General features: G+C 33.8%; 15 protein-coding genes. 1 reads left to right on the top strand and 14 read right to left on the bottom strand.

Annotated features, from left to right (window positions below):
* Positions 1-80: 80 nt before the first annotated feature.
* The 6 genes from ACM55F_RS18235 to ACM55F_RS18210 form a co-directional block, all read right to left on the bottom strand.
* Positions 81-773, bottom strand: coding sequence for an exonuclease/endonuclease/phosphatase family protein (locus tag ACM55F_RS18235; protein WP_416855249.1), 693 nt, complete (start codon positions 771-773; stop codon positions 81-83).
* 84 nt (positions 774-857) lie between these two features.
* Positions 858-1,514 (bottom strand): Rossmann-fold NAD(P)-binding domain-containing protein, encoded by a 657-nt coding sequence (locus ACM55F_RS18230; RefSeq protein ID WP_416855248.1) that lies wholly within the window; start codon positions 1,512-1,514, stop codon positions 858-860.
* 2 nt (positions 1,515-1,516) lie between these two features.
* On the bottom strand, positions 1,517-1,984 hold the full coding sequence (locus ACM55F_RS18225) for a DUF1456 family protein (RefSeq protein ID WP_416855256.1): 468 nt from the start codon (positions 1,982-1,984) through the stop codon (positions 1,517-1,519).
* 58 nt (positions 1,985-2,042) lie between these two features.
* The gene (locus tag ACM55F_RS18220; protein WP_416855247.1) at positions 2,043-3,074 is read right to left on the bottom strand and encodes an aminotransferase class I/II-fold pyridoxal phosphate-dependent enzyme; all 1,032 of its coding nucleotides are present in this window, start codon (positions 3,072-3,074) and stop codon (positions 2,043-2,045) included.
* A gap of 6 nt (positions 3,075-3,080) precedes the next feature.
* The gene (locus tag ACM55F_RS18215) at positions 3,081-4,091 is read right to left on the bottom strand and encodes a dipeptide epimerase (protein WP_416855246.1); all 1,011 of its coding nucleotides are present in this window, start codon (positions 4,089-4,091) and stop codon (positions 3,081-3,083) included.
* Positions 4,092-4,139: 48 nt separating this feature from the next.
* Complete coding sequence (locus ACM55F_RS18210) at positions 4,140-4,961, bottom strand: alpha/beta hydrolase (RefSeq protein WP_416855245.1); 822 nt, start codon at positions 4,959-4,961, stop codon at positions 4,140-4,142.
* A gap of 56 nt (positions 4,962-5,017) precedes the next feature.
* On the opposite strand from ACM55F_RS18210, the gene ACM55F_RS18205 reads away from it, so the two are divergent.
* Positions 5,018-5,419: an excinuclease ABC subunit B gene (locus tag ACM55F_RS18205; RefSeq protein WP_416855244.1), complete on the top strand. Its 402-nt coding sequence runs from the start codon at positions 5,018-5,020 to the stop codon at positions 5,417-5,419.
* On the opposite strand, the gene uvrB is transcribed toward ACM55F_RS18205, so the two are convergent.
* The 8 genes from uvrB to ACM55F_RS18165 form a co-directional block, all read right to left on the bottom strand.
* Complete coding sequence (uvrB, locus tag ACM55F_RS18200; protein ID WP_416855243.1) at positions 5,416-7,407, bottom strand: excinuclease ABC subunit UvrB; 1,992 nt, start codon at positions 7,405-7,407, stop codon at positions 5,416-5,418. The two genes, ACM55F_RS18205 and uvrB, sit on opposite strands and share 4 nt — an antisense overlap.
* Positions 7,408-7,533: 126 nt before the next feature.
* Positions 7,534-10,941, bottom strand: a complete 3,408-nt coding sequence (locus ACM55F_RS18195) for a TonB-dependent receptor domain-containing protein (RefSeq protein WP_416855242.1) — start codon at positions 10,939-10,941, stop codon at positions 7,534-7,536.
* Positions 10,942-11,102: 161 nt separating this feature from the next.
* Positions 11,103-12,218 (bottom strand): FecR family protein, encoded by a 1,116-nt coding sequence (locus tag ACM55F_RS18190; protein WP_416855241.1) that lies wholly within the window; start codon positions 12,216-12,218, stop codon positions 11,103-11,105.
* Positions 12,219-12,307: 89 nt separating this feature from the next.
* Positions 12,308-12,916 carry an RNA polymerase sigma factor gene (locus ACM55F_RS18185; protein WP_416855240.1) on the bottom strand — a complete coding sequence of 203 codons (609 nt, stop codon included), beginning with the start codon at positions 12,914-12,916 and terminating at the stop codon, positions 12,308-12,310.
* A 442-nt stretch (positions 12,917-13,358) separates the two neighbouring features.
* Entirely contained in the window at positions 13,359-14,312 is a 954-nt protein-coding gene (rlmF, locus tag ACM55F_RS18180; RefSeq protein ID WP_416855239.1) for a 23S rRNA (adenine(1618)-N(6))-methyltransferase RlmF, read from the bottom strand.
* A gap of 69 nt (positions 14,313-14,381) precedes the next feature.
* Positions 14,382-15,044, bottom strand: coding sequence for a thiamine diphosphokinase (locus ACM55F_RS18175; RefSeq protein ID WP_416855238.1), 663 nt, complete (start codon positions 15,042-15,044; stop codon positions 14,382-14,384).
* A gap of 117 nt (positions 15,045-15,161) precedes the next feature.
* Positions 15,162-15,983: a DUF4249 domain-containing protein gene (locus tag ACM55F_RS18170; protein ID WP_416855237.1), complete on the bottom strand. Its 822-nt coding sequence runs from the start codon at positions 15,981-15,983 to the stop codon at positions 15,162-15,164.
* A 5-nt stretch (positions 15,984-15,988) separates the two neighbouring features.
* A complete protein-coding gene (locus tag ACM55F_RS18165; protein ID WP_416855236.1) occupies positions 15,989-18,397 on the bottom strand; it encodes a TonB-dependent receptor in 2,409 nt (802 codons plus the stop codon).
* Positions 18,398-18,639 lie beyond the last annotated feature (242 nt).

The raw sequence follows: 18,639 nt of genomic DNA, 5'->3' as shown, positions 1-18,639 counted from the left end.
ATGATGAAATACTTTTGAAGACATATAAAAAAATCCTGAGTGAAAGCTCAGGATTTTTCGTTTACTATTGGAATAGCATTTTAAAGTTCAATTGATATTGGCATGTGATCGCTCCATTGTAGCCATTCTGTTTTTTGACCTATTTCAATACTTTTTATTTTATCAAAGGTTTTTTTATCAGCAAATACATAGTCAATATGATATGGTTTTAAAATATTTTTTTGCAAGTAAAAAGTTGGAGATTGTTCTTCGCCTTGTTCTTCATTAAAATACTCGTGATACAAACTTCTAATTTCTATTTCTTCTAATTCTCTTATGACATCAGAATGATTCCACCATCTGTCCCATTTGTCCCAAATTTTATTACTATTGAAATCACCAATAATTAAAGCTTTGGACATTAAAGATTTATTGATTTGAAGATATTTCCAAAACTGTCCGATATAACCAAAAGTTGGTGAATTTGCATGATGATTCCATAAACCAATTATATTAAATTCATCATTAATGTTAGCAGATATAAAATATTTTAGGTTGTTTGTTTCCCAATTATTATTCGATATTTTTAAGGATTCAGTGCAAAATATTCCTAGCCCTTTATTTTTGTTATCGCCAATCCAGATAAAATTTTTAGCCCATTCTTTGTAAATTTTATCATTTGACCTTTCAGGATCTTCACATTCTTGTATGACAATAATATCTGCTTCAAATTGTTCAAGTTGTTTAAATTTTTTTCTAAATGCTCCGTTACAATTCCAGTTAATTATTCTCATAAATGATTTAAATTTCTATGTTCTTCTTTTAAACATAAAGAAATAAAAAAATCCTGAACTTTCATTCAGGATTTTGATAGGGTATTAATTACCAATTTCTTGAATCGCATCCGATTCATATATTTTGAAGCCTGTATTGTTTGCTTGAGCAATTTTAAAAAGTGCTTTGGCTACTGTTTTACTCTCAATTGGTTTGTACTTTTCTAAATTTCCAAGGAATAAAAAGGAAAGTGTTTTCATAAAAAATGCACCTGCTTTTTCTCCTAATCTAAATTCAGTTCGATTTCCTAAAAGAAGTGAAGGTTGTAATACAGAAACGCTTTCGAAATTGCAATCTTTAAGAAAATCTTCAATTTCTCCTTTTGTTTTCAAATAAAAATTTCCAGAATTTGCATCAGCAGCAAGAGATGAAATAATCAAAAATTGTTTGACTTTGTTTAGCAATGCAAAAGCGGCAAACTGGCGAGGATTTTCAAAATCTACTTTTCTAAAAGCTTTTTGACTACCTGCTTTTTTGATTGTTGTGCCAATGGTACAAAAGAAATCATCTCCAAGAACTAATCCTTTATAGGTTTCTGGCTTGTCAAAATCAATGATGTGTTGCGTTAATTTTGGATGTATTATTCCTGAATCCCTTTTTACGAAAGTGATTACTTTAGCGTAATTTGGACTTTCTAAAAGTAAATTCAATAGTTGAGAACCTATTAAACCAGTGCTTCCAATAATCAAAGCCGTTTTCACAGTTACGATTTTTTATTCTTACCGAAATTAAATTTCACTTTCTCCACTACCTGAACTTTTGGAGTTCCTTTTGTAAATTGTTTTTTGAACGGTTTCTTAGCAGCAGGCTTAGATTTTGAAGGACTTTCATCACCTCTTGATTTATCTTCGTCTCTTGGCTTGGCTTTAAATTCAACTCTTTCAGAAGCTCCTTCTTTTACAGGGATTTGAGCTTTGTGTTTGGCTAAAACATCGTTTGGATTTTTTGGATTTTCTTTCGTTCCACGCAAGTGAATTACTAAAGCATTTAAGAAATTACGCAGCACTTGGTCGCCACATTCCATATAATTCTCATGTTTTTCATCACGGAAAAAAGCACCCAATTCTGATTTAGTGATTCTAAAATCTACTAATTCTAATATTTCAACTATTTGATCGTCACGCAACATTAATGCTACGCGAAGTTTTTTAAAGATATCGTTGTTTGTCATCATATTCTAATTTTTTACAAAGGTACGGTTAAAAAGCAATTGCAACACAATTTTAGATTTAGAATTGGTTTTGGTTCAGAATCTGAATTATTTTATCCAAATCTTCTTTTTTATGATTGGCAGTAATTACAATTCTATTTAAATCCCTGATGTCAGTCGGGTATTTAAAATTGGTTACTATAATTTTATTCGCAGTGAAAATTTCATTTATCCCTTCGATTTCAGGATAAATTAAGGGATAATTTGGATCAAAATGAACTGCTTTATTTTTAATCAAATGAGCTTCTATATATTTTAAATTGTCTTTTAATTTTTGATGCTGTTGCAAATAGATTGCTGACGCATCAGCCATAGTTTGTACAAATGCAGCATTCATTCCAGCACTGGCAACAAAAGTATCGTGAGCTGCCATCTGATTAATGAATTCGGGATCACTGGCAATTACACCTCCCGTCAATCCAAAGGCTTTGCCCAAAGACGACACCATGATTTTTCTTTTAATATTAGGAAGATTGATTGTCGAATAAATCCCGCAACCATTCGTTCCCAAAATTCCAAGAGAATGCGATTCATCGATAACCAAAGTAATTTCTTTATTGGACGCAATCGAATTTAGAATCGTAACATCGATTGGTTTTATATGAAAAGAAGGAACCGAATCGGTTAGAATTGTAATTTTTTCAGTTACGTTATCCAGTAAACGAGGATTTAATTTTTTTCCAATAAAAATAGGTAGACTATTTTGTGCTTTGATAGCTGTGTGCGTATCCGGAAAATGAAAAAAACAATCGGTTTGCGGTGTCAGTATTTCAATTACTAATTTCCCCGCCAACATGCCAGAGGAAAGGGTAAGAGCTGCATCTGCTTTGATGTAATTTGCTAAAAATCGTTCGCCGTTTTCGTAGGCGGTCAGTTGAATATTGGCACTTCTCGAACTTCCATAAGCTGTTCCCCATTGTAAAATGTTTTTGATGAGCAGTTTTTGAAATTCGGGATGTGTCGGTAAACCCAAATAGGCCGTTCCTCCAAAATAGAGATATTCTTCATTGTCGATTTCAATAATTCGATCTGGAAATTGGTTGACTTTCATTTAGAACTACATTAAAGTTACACCGGTTCCATTGATTTCAGAATAGCTTATTTTTCCAAAATCTATTGTTATACCAGTTGCAATGTCTTCTGCCAAAAGCAATGCGCCGTCCATATCTACATAATCCAGTTGAGGCAATAAATGGGCAATCGCAGATATTCCTACGGTTGATTCGGTCATACAACCCACCATCGTTTTCAATCCTAATTTTTTGGCTTCCTGAATCATTCGTCTTCCAGGAGTTAGCCCTCCACATTTTACTAATTTGACATTTACACCATGAAAATGATGGTGACATTTGGCTACATCTTCTTCTATAATACAACTTTCGTCAGCAATTATTGGTAAAACCGAGTGTTTGAAAACTTCTTTGTGTCCTTCCCAATTGTCCGCTTTCATGGGTTGTTCCAAAAATTCTACACCTAGTTTTTTTAACTCGATGGCATTATTTATGGTTTCTTCCACACCCCAACCGCAATTGGCGTCAATTCTGAAAATGGCATTAGTATGTTTCCTAAGTTCGGTAACAATGGCAATATCTTCTTTGGTTCCCAATTTTATTTTATAAATCGGCCAAGGCAATTCCTTCATTTTAGTAACCATTTTTTCGATGGATGCAATTCCAATCGTGTAATCGGTCAATGGATTTTTGTCAATGGTATAATTCCACAATTCGTATAATTTCTTTCCTTTTTTTCGCGCGTACAAATCAGTATATGCCATGTCCAAAGCGCACAAGGCGAACATATCATCTTTTAAATATGGATGAATCTTTGACCAAAAAACTTCCGGAGTTTCATTTGTAGTGGTTTCGATTATGGTGCGAATTTTTTCTAAATCCTGCATCATCACCGGAACTGTTGTCTTGTAATACGGATTGGAAGTTGCTTCGCCAAAACCTGAAAAACCATCACTTTTTAACTCCACAATCAAAGAAGGTTGAAAGTCTATTGATTCTCTCGAAATGGTAAATGTATGTTTTAATTTGAGGTTGTATTCTCTTAAGATTAGTTCCATTTGGGGTTTAATTTAATATTTGTTGTGTTTATTTTGTAGTAGGATAATTTAGTAACCGAGCCATAAAACGGCTTTTGCAAAACTGTCGCGCCATAATTTTTCATTATGTTGTCCGCCTTTTACAATTTTTTTTTCGTTCAAATTAAGACAGTAACATCTATTTGAATTTAATAAATATTCCATTTTGTTCAAATCCGAAACCATATCCTCACTTTCATTGTCTCCGCATAAGAAATAGATTTTTGATTTTATTTTTTTTGATTTTTCAGTCAGATTATAAATGTCTTTACTGTACCAAAAAGAAGGGGAAAACACACCAGCCTTTCCAAATATTTCAGGGTATTTTAAAATGGCATAATAGGAAGTAAGTCCGCCAAGAGAACTTCCCATGATGATAGTATTTTTCTTTTTGGTTTTTGTTCGATACGTTTTGTCGATTTTCGGTTTCAATGTTTTCACGATAAATTCTAAATAACTGTCCGCTTTTCCACCACCATATTTCTCGTTTTTAAAAGGCGTTAATTCATCGATTCGTTTGTCATTTCCATGTTCGATTCCTATAACAATAACTTGTGCTTTTAGGCTGTCCAGCTTTTCATCTACATTCCATTCACCCGAATAGGATGTTTTGACATCAAATAAATTTTGAGCATCATGCATATAGATGACAGAGAATTTCTTTTTTGAGGTTACATAATTTTCTGGTAAATACACCCAAATTTTCTTTGCCGTTTGAAGTTGCGGCGCTTCAATAGTAAAAGTAGAAACTTGTTTTGAAGCAGTGCTTTGTCTTGGCTCTTTAGCATCCTGAGCAGCAATTTTTGCTATAGTAAAAAAGAAGAGGAGTAGTAGGAATTGTGGTCGAATCATTATTAGTTTTTGTGTTTTGATTTAAAAACAATATTTTAGCTAAAAATAATAATTTGATGAATACATTCGAAGAAAAGAGGAGTTTACTTTTAGAGATGATTGCTTTTTCTACCGTTGATGGGCATTTACATAAAAGAGAATATGAATTTTTAGCTATTGTAGCTAATGAGTTGGGTTTCGAAATTGATGTTTTTAATGATTTATTTCATCAGGAACTACCACAACTTCCTATTAAAACGGAGTTTTTACGTATTCAGCAATTTTACAGATTAGCATTATTAATGCACAGTGATGGTGTTTTGCATAATAAAGAAGCGGTAGCGATTCAACAAATGGCAATTGATATGGGTTTAAATCCTATGGCAACAAAACGAATTCTTAAGTTGATGAAGGAAGCACCAAATGCAATTATTGAAGGCGAGGTTTTATTGAATGTTTTTCAGGAACAACACAATTAAGATAATTGCCCTTGTAGCGCTTTTATTTCATCACGTAATTTTGCAGCCTGCATAAAGTCCAATTCTTTTGCAGCTTTTTCCATGTTTTTTCGTTTTTCACGAATGCGTTTCTCAATATCGGGTTTTGATAAATATTCTGTAACAGGTTCTGCTGCATTTGATAGCGTATAACCTAATTCGTAATCTGCCAAAGGATTTTTGGTAAAGGCACTTTCTATTTTTTTATTTAAGGCTTGAGGAACCAAATTATTAGCAGTATTGTAATTAATTTGTTTGGTTCTGCGATAATTGGTTTCATCAATGGTTTTTTGCATGCTTGCCGTAATTTTATCCGCATACATAATTGCTTTTCCATTTAAGTTTCTTGCTGCACGACCAATTGTTTGCGTAAGCGAACGGTGACTTCGTAGAAAACCTTCCTTGTCTGCGTCTAAAATTGCCACCAAAGAAACTTCGGGTAAATCCAAACCTTCACGAAGTAAATTCACACCAATTAACACATCAAAAATTCCTTTTCGTAAATCTTGCATGATTTCTATTCGTTCCAAAGTATCTACTTCGGAGTGAATATAACGGCAACGAATATTGACTTTCGTTAAATATTTAGCTAATTCTTCCGCCATTCTTTTGGTTAAAGTCGTCACCAAAACACGTTCGTCAATTTCTGCTCTAACCTGAATTTCTTCAATTAAATCATCAATTTGATTTAAACTTGGTCGGATTTCAATTATAGGATCTAATAATCCGGTCGGACGAATCACTTGTTCCACTACAACACCTTCCGTTTTTTGTAATTCATAATCGGCTGGTGTTGCCGAAACGTAAATCACTTGGTTTTGCATCGCTTCAAATTCTTCAAACTTCAAAGGACGATTGTCCATCGCTGCGGGAAGTCTAAAACCATATTCCACTAAATTTTCTTTTCGGCTTCTGTCCCCACCATACATAGCGCTAACCTGAGAAAGCGTTACGTGACTTTCATCAACAACCATTAAGTAATCTTTTGGGAAATAATCCAATAAACAAAAAGGTCTGGTTCCTGCTAAACGACCATCAAGGTAACGGGAATAATTTTCAATTCCGGAACAATAACCAAGTTCACGAATCATTTCCAAATCAAAATTGGTGCGCTCTTCCAATCGTTTGGCTTCTAAATGTTTTCCGATTTCCTTGAAATAATCGACCTGTTTTACTAAATCCTGTTGTATTTCCCAAATGGCATTTTGCAATACATCTGGAGAAGTCACGAACATATTAGCAGGATAAATCGTCAGTCTGTCAAATTTTTCAATGACTTGAGAATTCTTGGTGTCAAAACTTTCAATTTCTTCGATTTCATCACCAAAGAAATGGACTCTATACGCTTCATCTGCATAACTTGGATAAACATCTACTGTATCGCCTTTTATCCTGAAACTTCCGGGATTAAAATCAGCTTCAGTTCTGGAATATAAACTTTGCACCAGTTGATGCAATAATTTGGTTCTGGAAATGATTTGTCCCTTCTCAATCGGAATTAAGTTTTTCTGAAATTCGATAGGATTTCCAATACCGTACAAACACGAAACCGATGCTACTACCAAAATATCTCTTCTTCCGGAAAGCAACGAAGCTGTGGTTGACATTCGCATTTTTTCCAGTTCTTCATTGATAGATAAATCCTTTTCAATGAAAACGCCGGTTACGGGCATAAACGCTTCCGGCTGGTAATAATCGTAGTACGAAACAAAATATTCCACGGCATTATTCGGGAAGAATTGTTTGAATTCCGAGTATAATTGAGCTGCCAAAGTTTTATTGTGTGCCAAAACCAAAGTTGGTCTTTGTACTTCCTGAATTACATTGGCCACGGTAAATGTTTTTCCAGATCCGGTAACTCCTAATAAAGTTTGGAATTTATCACCATCAATAATCCCTTGAGTCAATTTTTCAATCGCTTGAGGTTGGTCGCCCTTAGGCTGGTAATCGGATACTACTTGGAAATTCATTTAATTAAAGGGCAAAGTTTTAGAGTTGCAAAGGTACAAAGTTTGGATTCTTTTTTTACCAAAGTTTTAGCCAAAAAAAAACCATCCCGCTTTGACAGGATGGTTTTTCATTATTAAAAAAAATTCTTAGAAACTGAAGTTTAATCTAGCAAAAACAAAACGACCGTTTTGACCAAATTGAGAAACGTTTCTTGAATATATAAATTGGTTTGCATTTGATAAATCGATTGTTGCTGGAGCAGCTGTATAATCAATAGCTCCTGATACTAATCTAGGTCTGATTGCAGTTTGCGTTCCAAGATTCATATCTGGATAAATATCAAAAATATTATTAGCTCCTATAACAATTTTTGCAGCATTAGTAATTTTGAAACCAACAGACAAATCAGTAATGATTTTAGCTCCCCAGATTGGGTGCTCAATTTCTACAACTTGACCGTTTACTATAACACCTTCAACTCTTCCATCACCATTTACGTCAGCAGTATTTGGATCAGTAACTTTACCAAAATAAACATTTCTCAAGAAGAAATCGAATTTTTTGTAAGTAACAGAGTTGGTTAAATTAGCTTTTACTCTAGGAATTGCTTCTTGTAAGTATACTCTACTTGCTTCAGAATAGTATCTGTTTATTTGACCGGCAGCTTCTAATACTGGTGAAGCGTGAATTTCGCCCACTCTGTAGGTTTTAGAAAAAGTTCCTGATAAATCTGTTTTTAGAGAAACGTTATTTCCAAAACTTGTTTTATGACTTATTACAACATCAATTCCTTTTGATTCTGTGTCAATTGCATTTGCAAAGAAAGTTGCTGCTGTTGCTCCGGCTGTATCAAATAATGCATTCAAAACTGCATTTGGAGATCCAGCTGCAGGAGTTCCACCCGGTCTTGAAAATTGATCGGTAAGAACCACTCTATCGTCTATTTGTACAATGTAAGCATCAGCAGTCAAGGTTAAATTAGCTTCTGGTATTTTAGCTGTAAAACCAACACTGGCACTTTGAGATTCTTCTTGTTTCAATTTAGGAATTCCTAATAATTGTGCAGCTTGTGAATCATTACTGAAAGTTCCTACCTCAAATGGCACACCACCTACGAATTGTGTAGCGGTTGAATTGAAATAAATTTGGTGTAATGATGGTGCTCTAAATCCAGTTGAAACAGCACCACGTAAATTGATATTATCTGTTAGTTTATAACGAGTCGCTAATTTAAAATTAGTGGTGTTTCCAAAATCAGAATAGTTCTCAAAACGAACGGCTCCGTTTAATAACCATTTGTCAGTAACGTCTAGTTCTAAATCGGTATAAACTGCTACACTGTTACGGTCTTTATCAATTGCATTTGCAGGTCTGAAACCTGGAAATACTTGAGAACCATTTGGTCTTGCTGCACCATAAAAGTCAGTAACTTTAATGTTTGCGGCAGTTGTTGCTGTAACAACTCCTCCATTAATGTCATATAAATTATAGGATTCTGGCTGACCTGCAGTGATAGAAAAATTTTCATGACGATATTCCGCACCAAAGGCAACGTTTAATCCTTCCAGAACATCAAATTTTCTGTTCATGTCAAAGTTAGTTGTGTTTTGGGCGAAAGCCAAACCACCCGCGTCAAATTCAGTAGGAGAATTTTCTCTTAAAGAAGCATTTACTGTGTTTTCAACCCCATAATCAAAAGCATTTCTTCCAAAAGTATTACTTATATCAAAATTCCAATTTTCGAATAGCATACCTCTAAGACCAGCAGCAACTGAAACATCGTTAATAGTAGAATGTATTTCCGGTAAAAATCCGTTTGGATACAATCCTGTATATGATCTGGCTTGATTAGGTCTTCTGTAGAAACCTGCAGCTTCACCATCTCTATAACTGGTTCCCCCAAAAGCATATGCTTCTAATTTATCATTGATTGGATAAGCAGCGTTCAAAAAGAATTGGGCACTTTTCAAAGAAGATTGTCCTACTCTCATATTGAAATCTTTTCTTTCAAGATTTCTATAGGCAAGCTCTCCAGATGTAGCATCAAAATTCAATGCTGCTTGCATTTGAGGTATATCAGCAGCTCCACTTATTGCAGATTGTTGCGCAGTTGTAAAATAACCTACTTGGGGCGCATATGTTTTTATAGTGGAAAGTATTTGAGCCGTATTTGGAGTATTTGTGATATTTCCAAAAAGAGTATTGATATTTGTTCCTGCCTCAGAAGCTCTTTGTTCAACGGCATTATACGCATTAAACAAAGTTCCTGTAACTTCTTTTGCTCTGCTTGTAGCATCTCTAAGTTGGAAGCTAGCTGTTGCATTAATAAAACTTTTTTCTTTACCAAGACCTGTTCCGTAGTTTAAGTCTAATTGGTAATTACCACCGTCAATGCCACCATCATGGTCATTAGCTCCTTTTGAAAGATTTCCTCCTCCAAAAATGGCAACATCTAATTTATTGGTATTTTTCTTTACGTTAATATTGATTACACCTGCAATGGCATCAGAACCATATTGTGCAGAAGCTCCATCTCTCAATACTTCGATTTTTTCGATTGCAAAAGCAGGAATAGCATTTAAATCCGTTCCTACAGATCCTCTACCCGGAGATCCGTTAATATTTACTAAAGAAGAAGTATGTCTTCTTTTCCCGTTTATTAAAACCAATACTTGGTCAGGACCTAAACCTCTTAATTGTGCCGGGTCAATGTGATCCGTTCCATCAGCCACAGTAGTAGTATTTGATGTAAACGATGGTGCAACCATGTTTAAGATTTGATTTAAGTTAACTTGAGGACCTTGTGAAGCAATGTCTTTCATAGAAATTACATCAATAGGTACTGCTGATTCTGTTACCGTTCTGGTAGGATTACGGGAGCCTATTACAACAACATCTTGAAGTGTTTCACCGCTTCCTGTCAAAGTAACATTTACAAGGTTTCCAGTTACAGTTACCGATTTAGTTTCTAAACCCACATAAGAAAATTGTAAAACATCTCCTATTTGAGCAGTAATGGTATAATTCCCATCTGCATCAGTCGTAGTTCCTTTAGTAGTTCCTTTTACAAGAATTGTTACACCAGGTAAAGGTTGGCCACTATCATCAACTACACGACCTTTAATAATTTCAGCAGCTATATTTTCATTTAGTGTTGACATAAGGTTTCCATTCATACCCACTTTTTGGATTCCTTCCTTTTGTAAAACAATTTGATTGCTTACTTCAGTATAATTAATTTTAAGTGGTTTCAAAATACGGGTAAGTACACTTGATAATGCTTCATTATTAGCAGAAACACTCACTTTTTGATTCAATTGTGTCATTCTCGAATTATACGAAAATTTCACATTTGCTAATTTTTCAAGTTTGGTTAACGCAGTATCTAAGTTCAAATCGGTTAGGGTAATAGTTACCTTTGTGTCTAATTTTCTTTGCCCTCTGATATTATTTGCTATAGTAACACTTGAAAAAACAAGGGCTAAAACAAATTGAAATAAGGTTATTTTCATGATTTGAAAGAGTAAACGTTGTTTAAGGACGGGTTTTTTCATAATTTTGGTTTGTGTTTGTTAATATTCTTTTGTTTGGTTATTGAGAACGCAACAATTACTCTTTACAGAGAGGTAATTGATTTAATTCAAGGCGTCGGGAATGTTACAGCATTTTCGGCGCTTTTTTTGTTTTAGTGCTTTAATTCATAGGCTAAATAAGGTTAGTTGCATCCATCTGATATAATAATTATTTGGTTTCCATTCATTTCATAACTCGTATTGTTTCCAAGACTTTTGCAAATAATTTTAAGCTTTTCAGGCAAAGGCTGATCCGTTAAAGATGTTGTGAGATAGCAGTCTTTTAATTTTGTTTGAGGAAAATCAATTTTCACTAAATAAGCCTGTTCAATAGTTTTGAAAATTTGTGCCAAAGGAATATCTGTGAATTCAAATCCCAATTGTTCGATAGTACTCGTGGAATGGCTTAATGATTCGTCTTGCGTTATATCGGTAATTTTATTAAAACTTAAGTTTTTTCGAACGAATCGTAAGGCTTGATTCGGTAATAAAACAATCAATTCGTCTTTTGGATTTGAGATCAATTCATTAGATCTTACTTTTACTTTTCCAGTTCGAACCACAACTTCCACATTTGGCTGATTAGCGTATGCTTTTATTTTAAAACTGGTTCCTATTACTTTAGTAACTATTTCATTTGCAAATACAAAAAATGGTTTTTTAGGGTCTTTGCTGATTTCAAAAAAGCCTTCACCGGAGAGGTACACTTTTCTTTCATTGCCCACAAATATTTTGGGATAACTTAATTTACTGTTGGGCTGTAATAAAACAGAACTACCATCGGATAGCGTTATTATTTGTGGTTTATCTGAATTATTAGTTTGCTCCACCAGACCTTCTTCATTTTCATTGATCAATTCACTATAAGTTAGTGCCGAGTTTTCAGAAGTGTTACTTTGATTGTACAACCAGCCGGATAAAAGACTTAAAATCAAAACAGCAGCAACCCCATTAAACCATCTTTTTCTCAAAAGTTTAAGAACTGGTTTTTCGGTATCATTTTTATTTTCTTCTGTTCTTTCAATTTTTTCCCAAGTGGCTTCCAAAGCATGTTGAACTTCATCCGCAGCTAAATCATCATTAGGAACTTTCATCGCTAACAGCCATAATCGGGCTTCTTCGACCAATTTAGCACGACCGGAATTCTCTAAAGTCCATTCTTCCCAATCTTGTTGGTCGTCTTTGAAACACACCCATAATCGGAATGATTCATCAGCTAAAAAGTGTTCTATTTCGGTATAATTATTACGGTGTTGCATCAAAAAACGGGGTTATATTTAGATAGAGGACCATTTTTTTAATTGATACTCACTAAAAGCTATATTTTTTTGAATTTATTTTTTGAAGACTAAAATGCGAATGAAAACAGCACTAAAATAAAGAAGAAATTTCCTTTCCAATCTTTGCGTAAACTCAACAAAGCACGGTGCAAAAGATTGTTTGCCGATTGATAATTAATGTCAAGTGTATCTGCAATTTGGTCTACGGTAAGTTCTTGGGTGTAACGAAGGTATAAGGCCTCTTTTTGTCGAGAAGGCAAATCATTAATTAGATGATTGAGATGTGACACTTTAGAAGCTGTCGTTTCATCTGAGATAAGGTCGTGTTCAATTGAAAAATCAAATAAAAATTCAGCCGTATCTATAGAACTGCTCAGGCGAAAAATACGATCTCGTTCTTGTGATCTTGTTATACGCTTGCGAACACAGGCTAATAGATAGGCTTTTACAACCACTTTATCACTCAATTTGTCTCTGTAAATCCAAATATCTGTAAAAACATCTTGTACGCAATCTTGCACTTTTTCAGGAAATGGAATAAATGAATTTCCATAACGGACTAAATGAGAATAATGTCTTTTAAAAAGTATTGAAAAAGCTTTTTCATCCCCTTTTTTTAGATTGCTCCAAAGTGTGGAGTCATCTTGTGTTTCGGTATGTAGTAGTTGCCTTTTCACAATTTAGTTTGGATTAGTTCATTTTTTTAATGTTAAATGACATTTGAATTGCAATAAAAAAGGATAATAAAGAGGTTCTTTTTTCTTCCTTTTGAATGTTTCTCCATTTAAAAATGAATGATTTTTTGCTAATGGTTTGATGAATCATAAAAGAATATCTTTTTGATTATTTAAGATTTTCTTAGCAAACTTACGTAAAACTATGTTGAAATTTATTTTTAAGCATAAAAATATAAAGAAATTCGATTTTTCGGGAATATTTATATATTTTTTTTTGAAAACAATTTTTTTAGAACTTTAATTATTGATTTAATAATAGAAGCTTTTATTTATGTTTCATTTAAATAAATATTTTTTGTGGATAACTAAAAACAACATACCAATAGATCATTAGTATTATCGTTTGGAATGTTTAAAAGTATTTATAAGTGTGTGTTTAATTCTAAAACTTCCAAGCTTTTTGTTGTGCTTCACTTAGAAAAGTCCAAGCTACAATTCGGCTTGTTTTTTGGCCTTGAGCCATATCAATCGTTTTAATTTGGACAGCACTTACTTTGTTTAATGTTTTGTAAAGACTGGAAAGATTCTCTTTTTTAGAAACCAAAGTCGTAAACCATAAACACTGCATCGGATATTTTGCACTTTCGTAAATCATTTGGGTAACGAAACCTAATTCACCGCCTTCACACCATAATTCAGCATTATGACCACCAAAATTTAAAACAGGTTTTGTGGTTTTGGTGTTTTCTAAATTATTTATTTTTCGAACCGTACTTTTTGTAGCTTCATCTTGTGAGGCATGAAAAGGAGGATTGCAAATGGTAAATGTAAATTTGTCTTCGGGAGTAATTATATTTTTAAAAATAAAACGTGATTCCGTTTGTTGTTGTAAACTTATACCATCAATTAGTTTTGGATTGTCTTCAATGATGGCACTACAATTTTCAATTGCTGTTAAATCGATATCGGTTCCTACAAAACTCCACCCGTAAGCTGAATTTCCTATTATTGGATAAATGCAATTGGCACCGACACCAATATCTAAACCTTGAACGGTTTCCCCTTCAGGAATGATTCCGCTGTTGCTTGAAGCTAATAAATCGGCGATGTAATGTATATAATCGGCTCTTCCGGGAATGGGCGGGCAAAGATAATTTTTAGGAATATCCCAGTTTTGAATGTCGTAATGTGATAATAATAACGCTTTGTTAAGGGATTTTACGGCATCAGGATTACTAAAGTCAATAGTTTCGATTTTATGCTCATTGATAGAAACAAAATGCTGCAATTCAGGAGATTTTTCTATTAATTGCTCAAAATTATATCCAAATCTGTCAAGATTTCTGGGATGTAAATTGGTTTTTTCGGTAATCGTTTTTTGTTTTATTTTTTCCATTTCGGCGCAAAGATAGTCAATCTCTTCTTGTCAAATTAAACGAAGAGATTATAAATAGATTTTTAGTCATTAATCGATGCATTCCATCATCAATAAATCGCCTTCGTCATGTTCTATTGTCACGATGCCGTCTTTGATCACATGATTACTGCTTCCGGTTCTGTAACCAATGGTTAGGCTGTCGTCTTTCAAAGGATAATATAAATTATCTGAATGAATTCCGGTAACATGACCGATGGGAATTAATGAAATAGGAGTGTTCGCAGTGTACCATTTTTCGAATTTTTTAGGCAATAAAAATACTTTCGAATGATCGTCCAGAATTACAATTTTCAATAGATTTCTGTATCGTGTGATGTTGGTAAGATTGGTAATCGTATGATCGGCTCTTCGTCCGGTTGCCCAAACAACGTTTACGGCAGGAATTTTCCTTTCGATTAAATAATCAAAAGCCTTTTCTAAATCGGTTTTATTCTGGTCGGGTGTATGGATGATTTCGATTGGGTATTGAGATGTTTTATAAATTTCAGGATCAAATCCTCTGTCAAAATCACCTAAAAGCACATCGACTTTGATGTCTAATTCCATTACGCGAATCATTGCCGAATCTAATACAACCACAAGGGGTGACCATTCTAATAATTGTCCTAATAATTCTGAATTACAGGAAGCGCCATTGGCAATTATTAAAGCAGGTTCTTGGTCGTCGCGAACGATATGATGTGAGGACATTAGGATTTTTGATTTAGGGTTTTTGAATTTAGATTTCAGATTCTAAATTTGTTGTAAATATATGAAAAATCTAAAATCTAAAATTGTTAATCTACATTGGATAGCTGTAATAGTTACTTATTGGATTGTGTAATTTTTAATATCGACTTCGCTAAGAGAAAAATAACCCAAAGGGAAATTAGTTGAATTTGTAGTGTTGACAATATTTCCTCTTACTGTTGCCGGAGGAGATTGAAACGGTCCACCACCATTATTTCCTGCGATGCTTACTAAAACGCTGAGGTAATTGTAATAAGATTTCGAAATTCCATAGTGGCTGATTTCTATTGCGTCACCCGATTTTAAATCGTCATTTTGGGAAATACTAAAGAATTTATTTCCGTCAAAAAACTCATCTAAGTCCACATAAAAATTAGATTTAACCTGATTGGAATAAATGTATTTGTACAAATAATAATTAGGTTCGTTAGCAGGATCCTTGTAATACGATTTGATTTCTTTATTTTTTCCTGTAAAACCTCCTTCGTTATTTTGAATAATTTCAGTTATTGGTGCTACAGATTTTAATGTTTCGGAGGCATTGTATATTGCACCTTCACTAATAACAGTTAAGGTGTAGGATTCGTTAATCACTGGAATAAAATTGTTGCAAACGTATTCTCCTTTGTTGGCTGATTCAACAAAATTAAAAATGATATTGGAACTGTTTTTAATAGTAATAGTGGCTTCGGACACTTTTGGAATTACGGTACTGTAGTAATCTGTAGTTGTGGTTAATTTTATTTTTTGTTGATTTCCAGCAGTTCCTTTTTTCCAATTTATGGAGGCTTCTATAACCAGTTTCGGTGGTGCAGTATTCAGATCTACCGGGATTACATCTTCGCAACTGTGAAAAAACAGTGCTGTTATAATTACTAACAATAGTGTTATTTTTCTCATGATAATTAAAATTTGAAGTTATAACTAACGGCAGGAACAATTCCGAAAATGGAAGTTTTTACCGCTTCATTAGTACCTGTATCTATATTTTGTCTAAAATTAATTGAAGCTGCATTTTTTCGGTTATATAAATTGTAAATACTAAAAACCCATTCCCCTTTCCAGTTTCTGTCACTGTTTTTGCTCGGAGTCAATGTTGCAGCAATGTCGAGATGATGGTAAGCCGGAAGGCGGTTTTCATTTCTCAATCCATAACTGGGAACGGTTATTCCAAGGTAATCGTATTGCCCAGTCGGGTAGGTTACGGGTTGTCCGGTTTGTAATGAAAAATTAGCTCCAAAAGACCATTTTTTGGTTAAATTATAAGAACTGGTAATGGCAATATTGTGCAATTTGTCATAAACAGAGTTGTACCAATTTCCGTTGTTAATTCCAGTCTCATTAGTTGTTCTTCCTGGAGTTTGTTGCTCTGATTTAGATAAAGTATAGGAAATCCAGCCGTTAAATTTACCTTCATTTTTTCGTAACATGATTTCCAAACCGTAGGACCTTAATTCACCATTTAAAATCACTTGTTCGATCGCTTTATTGGCAATCAAATTCGCACCGTCAATATAATCCAATCTGTTTTTTACTTTCTTATAATAAGTTTCTACTTCTAAAGAATAAACTCCTTCTTTAAAATTTTTAAAATAGCCTAAAGCCACTTGATCCGCAATTTGTGGTTTTATGAAAGTATCACTTGGTGTCCAAACATCAAGCGGAGTAGGAGAGGAAGTATTGGAAATCAATTGTAAATACTGCACCATTCTATTGTAGCTGGCTTTTACAGATTGGTCGTCGTTGATTTCATAGGCAAATAAAAAACGAGGTTCCAGATTATTGAAATTTTCAATAACTTTATTTTTTTCATAGAATTTAGTTCCAATAGGTGTCGCTTTTTCATAAATCTGTAAATCCGGGTTGAAGGTGACAGGATTATTATCTGTATAAATGTTTATGGTAGATTGACCTAAACGGTAAAACATACTGTAGCGCAGACCATAAGAAAGAGAGATTTTGTCTGAAATTTCATGATCGGCATTAATATATAAAGCAGGTTCGAATGCATATTTTTTATCCAATTGATCAAAATTAATTCCAGAATCAGCATCAGATGGCTTAATGGTTCCCGGATTAAAGTCATAATAAATTACATTTACACCATAATTCAATTTGAATTTATCCGAAATATAATTTTTGAAATCGTATTTTATATTGTAATTCTTGATACCGGAATCCCATTTGAAACCTACAAAATCCAAATCCAATCCGTAATAATAGTCGCTATAGATTAGCGATAAATTCGAAAATAATTTGTCGGAAAATAAATGATTCCAACGCAAGTTTAAAGTGGAGTTTCCATAAATATTAGTAAAGCTTTTGTTTAAGCTAAACACATCTCTTCCAAAATATCCTGACAGGTACAAGCTGTTGTTTGGATTCAATTTGTAGCTCAACTTAGTATTCAAATCATAAAAATAAGCGGAGTTGTTTTTCTGTTCTTCGGAGAGTTTTAAGAATAAATGCGCATAGGAACTTCTACCGCCAATAAGGAATGAGCCTTTGTCTTTTACCAATGGTCCTTCGGCCAAAATCCTGCTGGAAATTAATCCGATTCCACCATTCACGTGGAATCCTTTACTATTTCCGTCTTTTTGATAAATGTCTAAAACTGAGGAAGCTCTTCCGCCAAAACGTGCCGGAATTCCGCCTTTGTATAATTTTAAATCTTTGATGGCATCTGGATTAAAAACAGAGAAAAAACCAAAAACATGTGAGGAGTTAAATATAGTTGCTTCGTCCAATAATATTAAATTTTGGTCAGCACCGCCGCCACGAACATTAAAACCAGATGCACCTTCGCCAGCATTGGTAACACCGGGAAGCAATAGAATAGATTTGAGAACATCAACTTCACCAAGTACAACCGGCATTTTTTTAATAGCCGAAATTGAGAGTTTGTTAACGCTCATCTCCGGTTTCCGAATATCGGTTTTCGTTTTATTATCAATAATGACCACTTCTTTTAGTGCCGTTTCATTGCTGAATAACTTAAAATTGTTTTTTTTGTTTTGGTCCAAAATTATGGATTCCTCTATATTTTGATATCCTAAATAAGTAATTTGAACAGCGTAATTTCCTTTTGGAACAGTAAGAGAATAAAAGCCATATTCATTGGTAGTTACGCCTGTTTTTAATTCTGGTATAACAATGTTTACACCAATTAATGTCTCATTATTGTTGGCATCAATAATAGTTCCGCTAAGCGTAAATTTTTGCTTCGTCAGTTCGCCTGAGTTTGTATCTTGAGAGAAAGAAGAAAGAGTGGATAATAATACAAGAAGAAAGGTAATAATTTTCTTTATAATCATTGTTTAAATTTTCTAAATGAAGAAATGCAAATTTCACTAAACGGAATATCAATTAGAGTATAACAAATATTAAGGTATTGCTAAGATAAAAAAAAAGACAACTGGAAACAGTTGTCTTTTTAATAGTAGTGTGCCCAGCATGGGCGGTAACTCTAGGGTGCAAGTCCCGAACACGCCTTTACAGTGGGAAGTGTTAGCTAAATGCAAGGGTGTCCACTGTGAAGTGGAATCTGAAGGAAGCA

Source organism: Flavobacterium melibiosi, from assembly GCF_048158545.1.
Classification (GTDB): Bacteria; Bacteroidota; Bacteroidia; order Flavobacteriales; family Flavobacteriaceae; genus Flavobacterium; species Flavobacterium melibiosi.
Note: the sequence above shows the minus strand (reverse complement) of the source record. Positions and strands in the feature narration are given on the sequence as shown.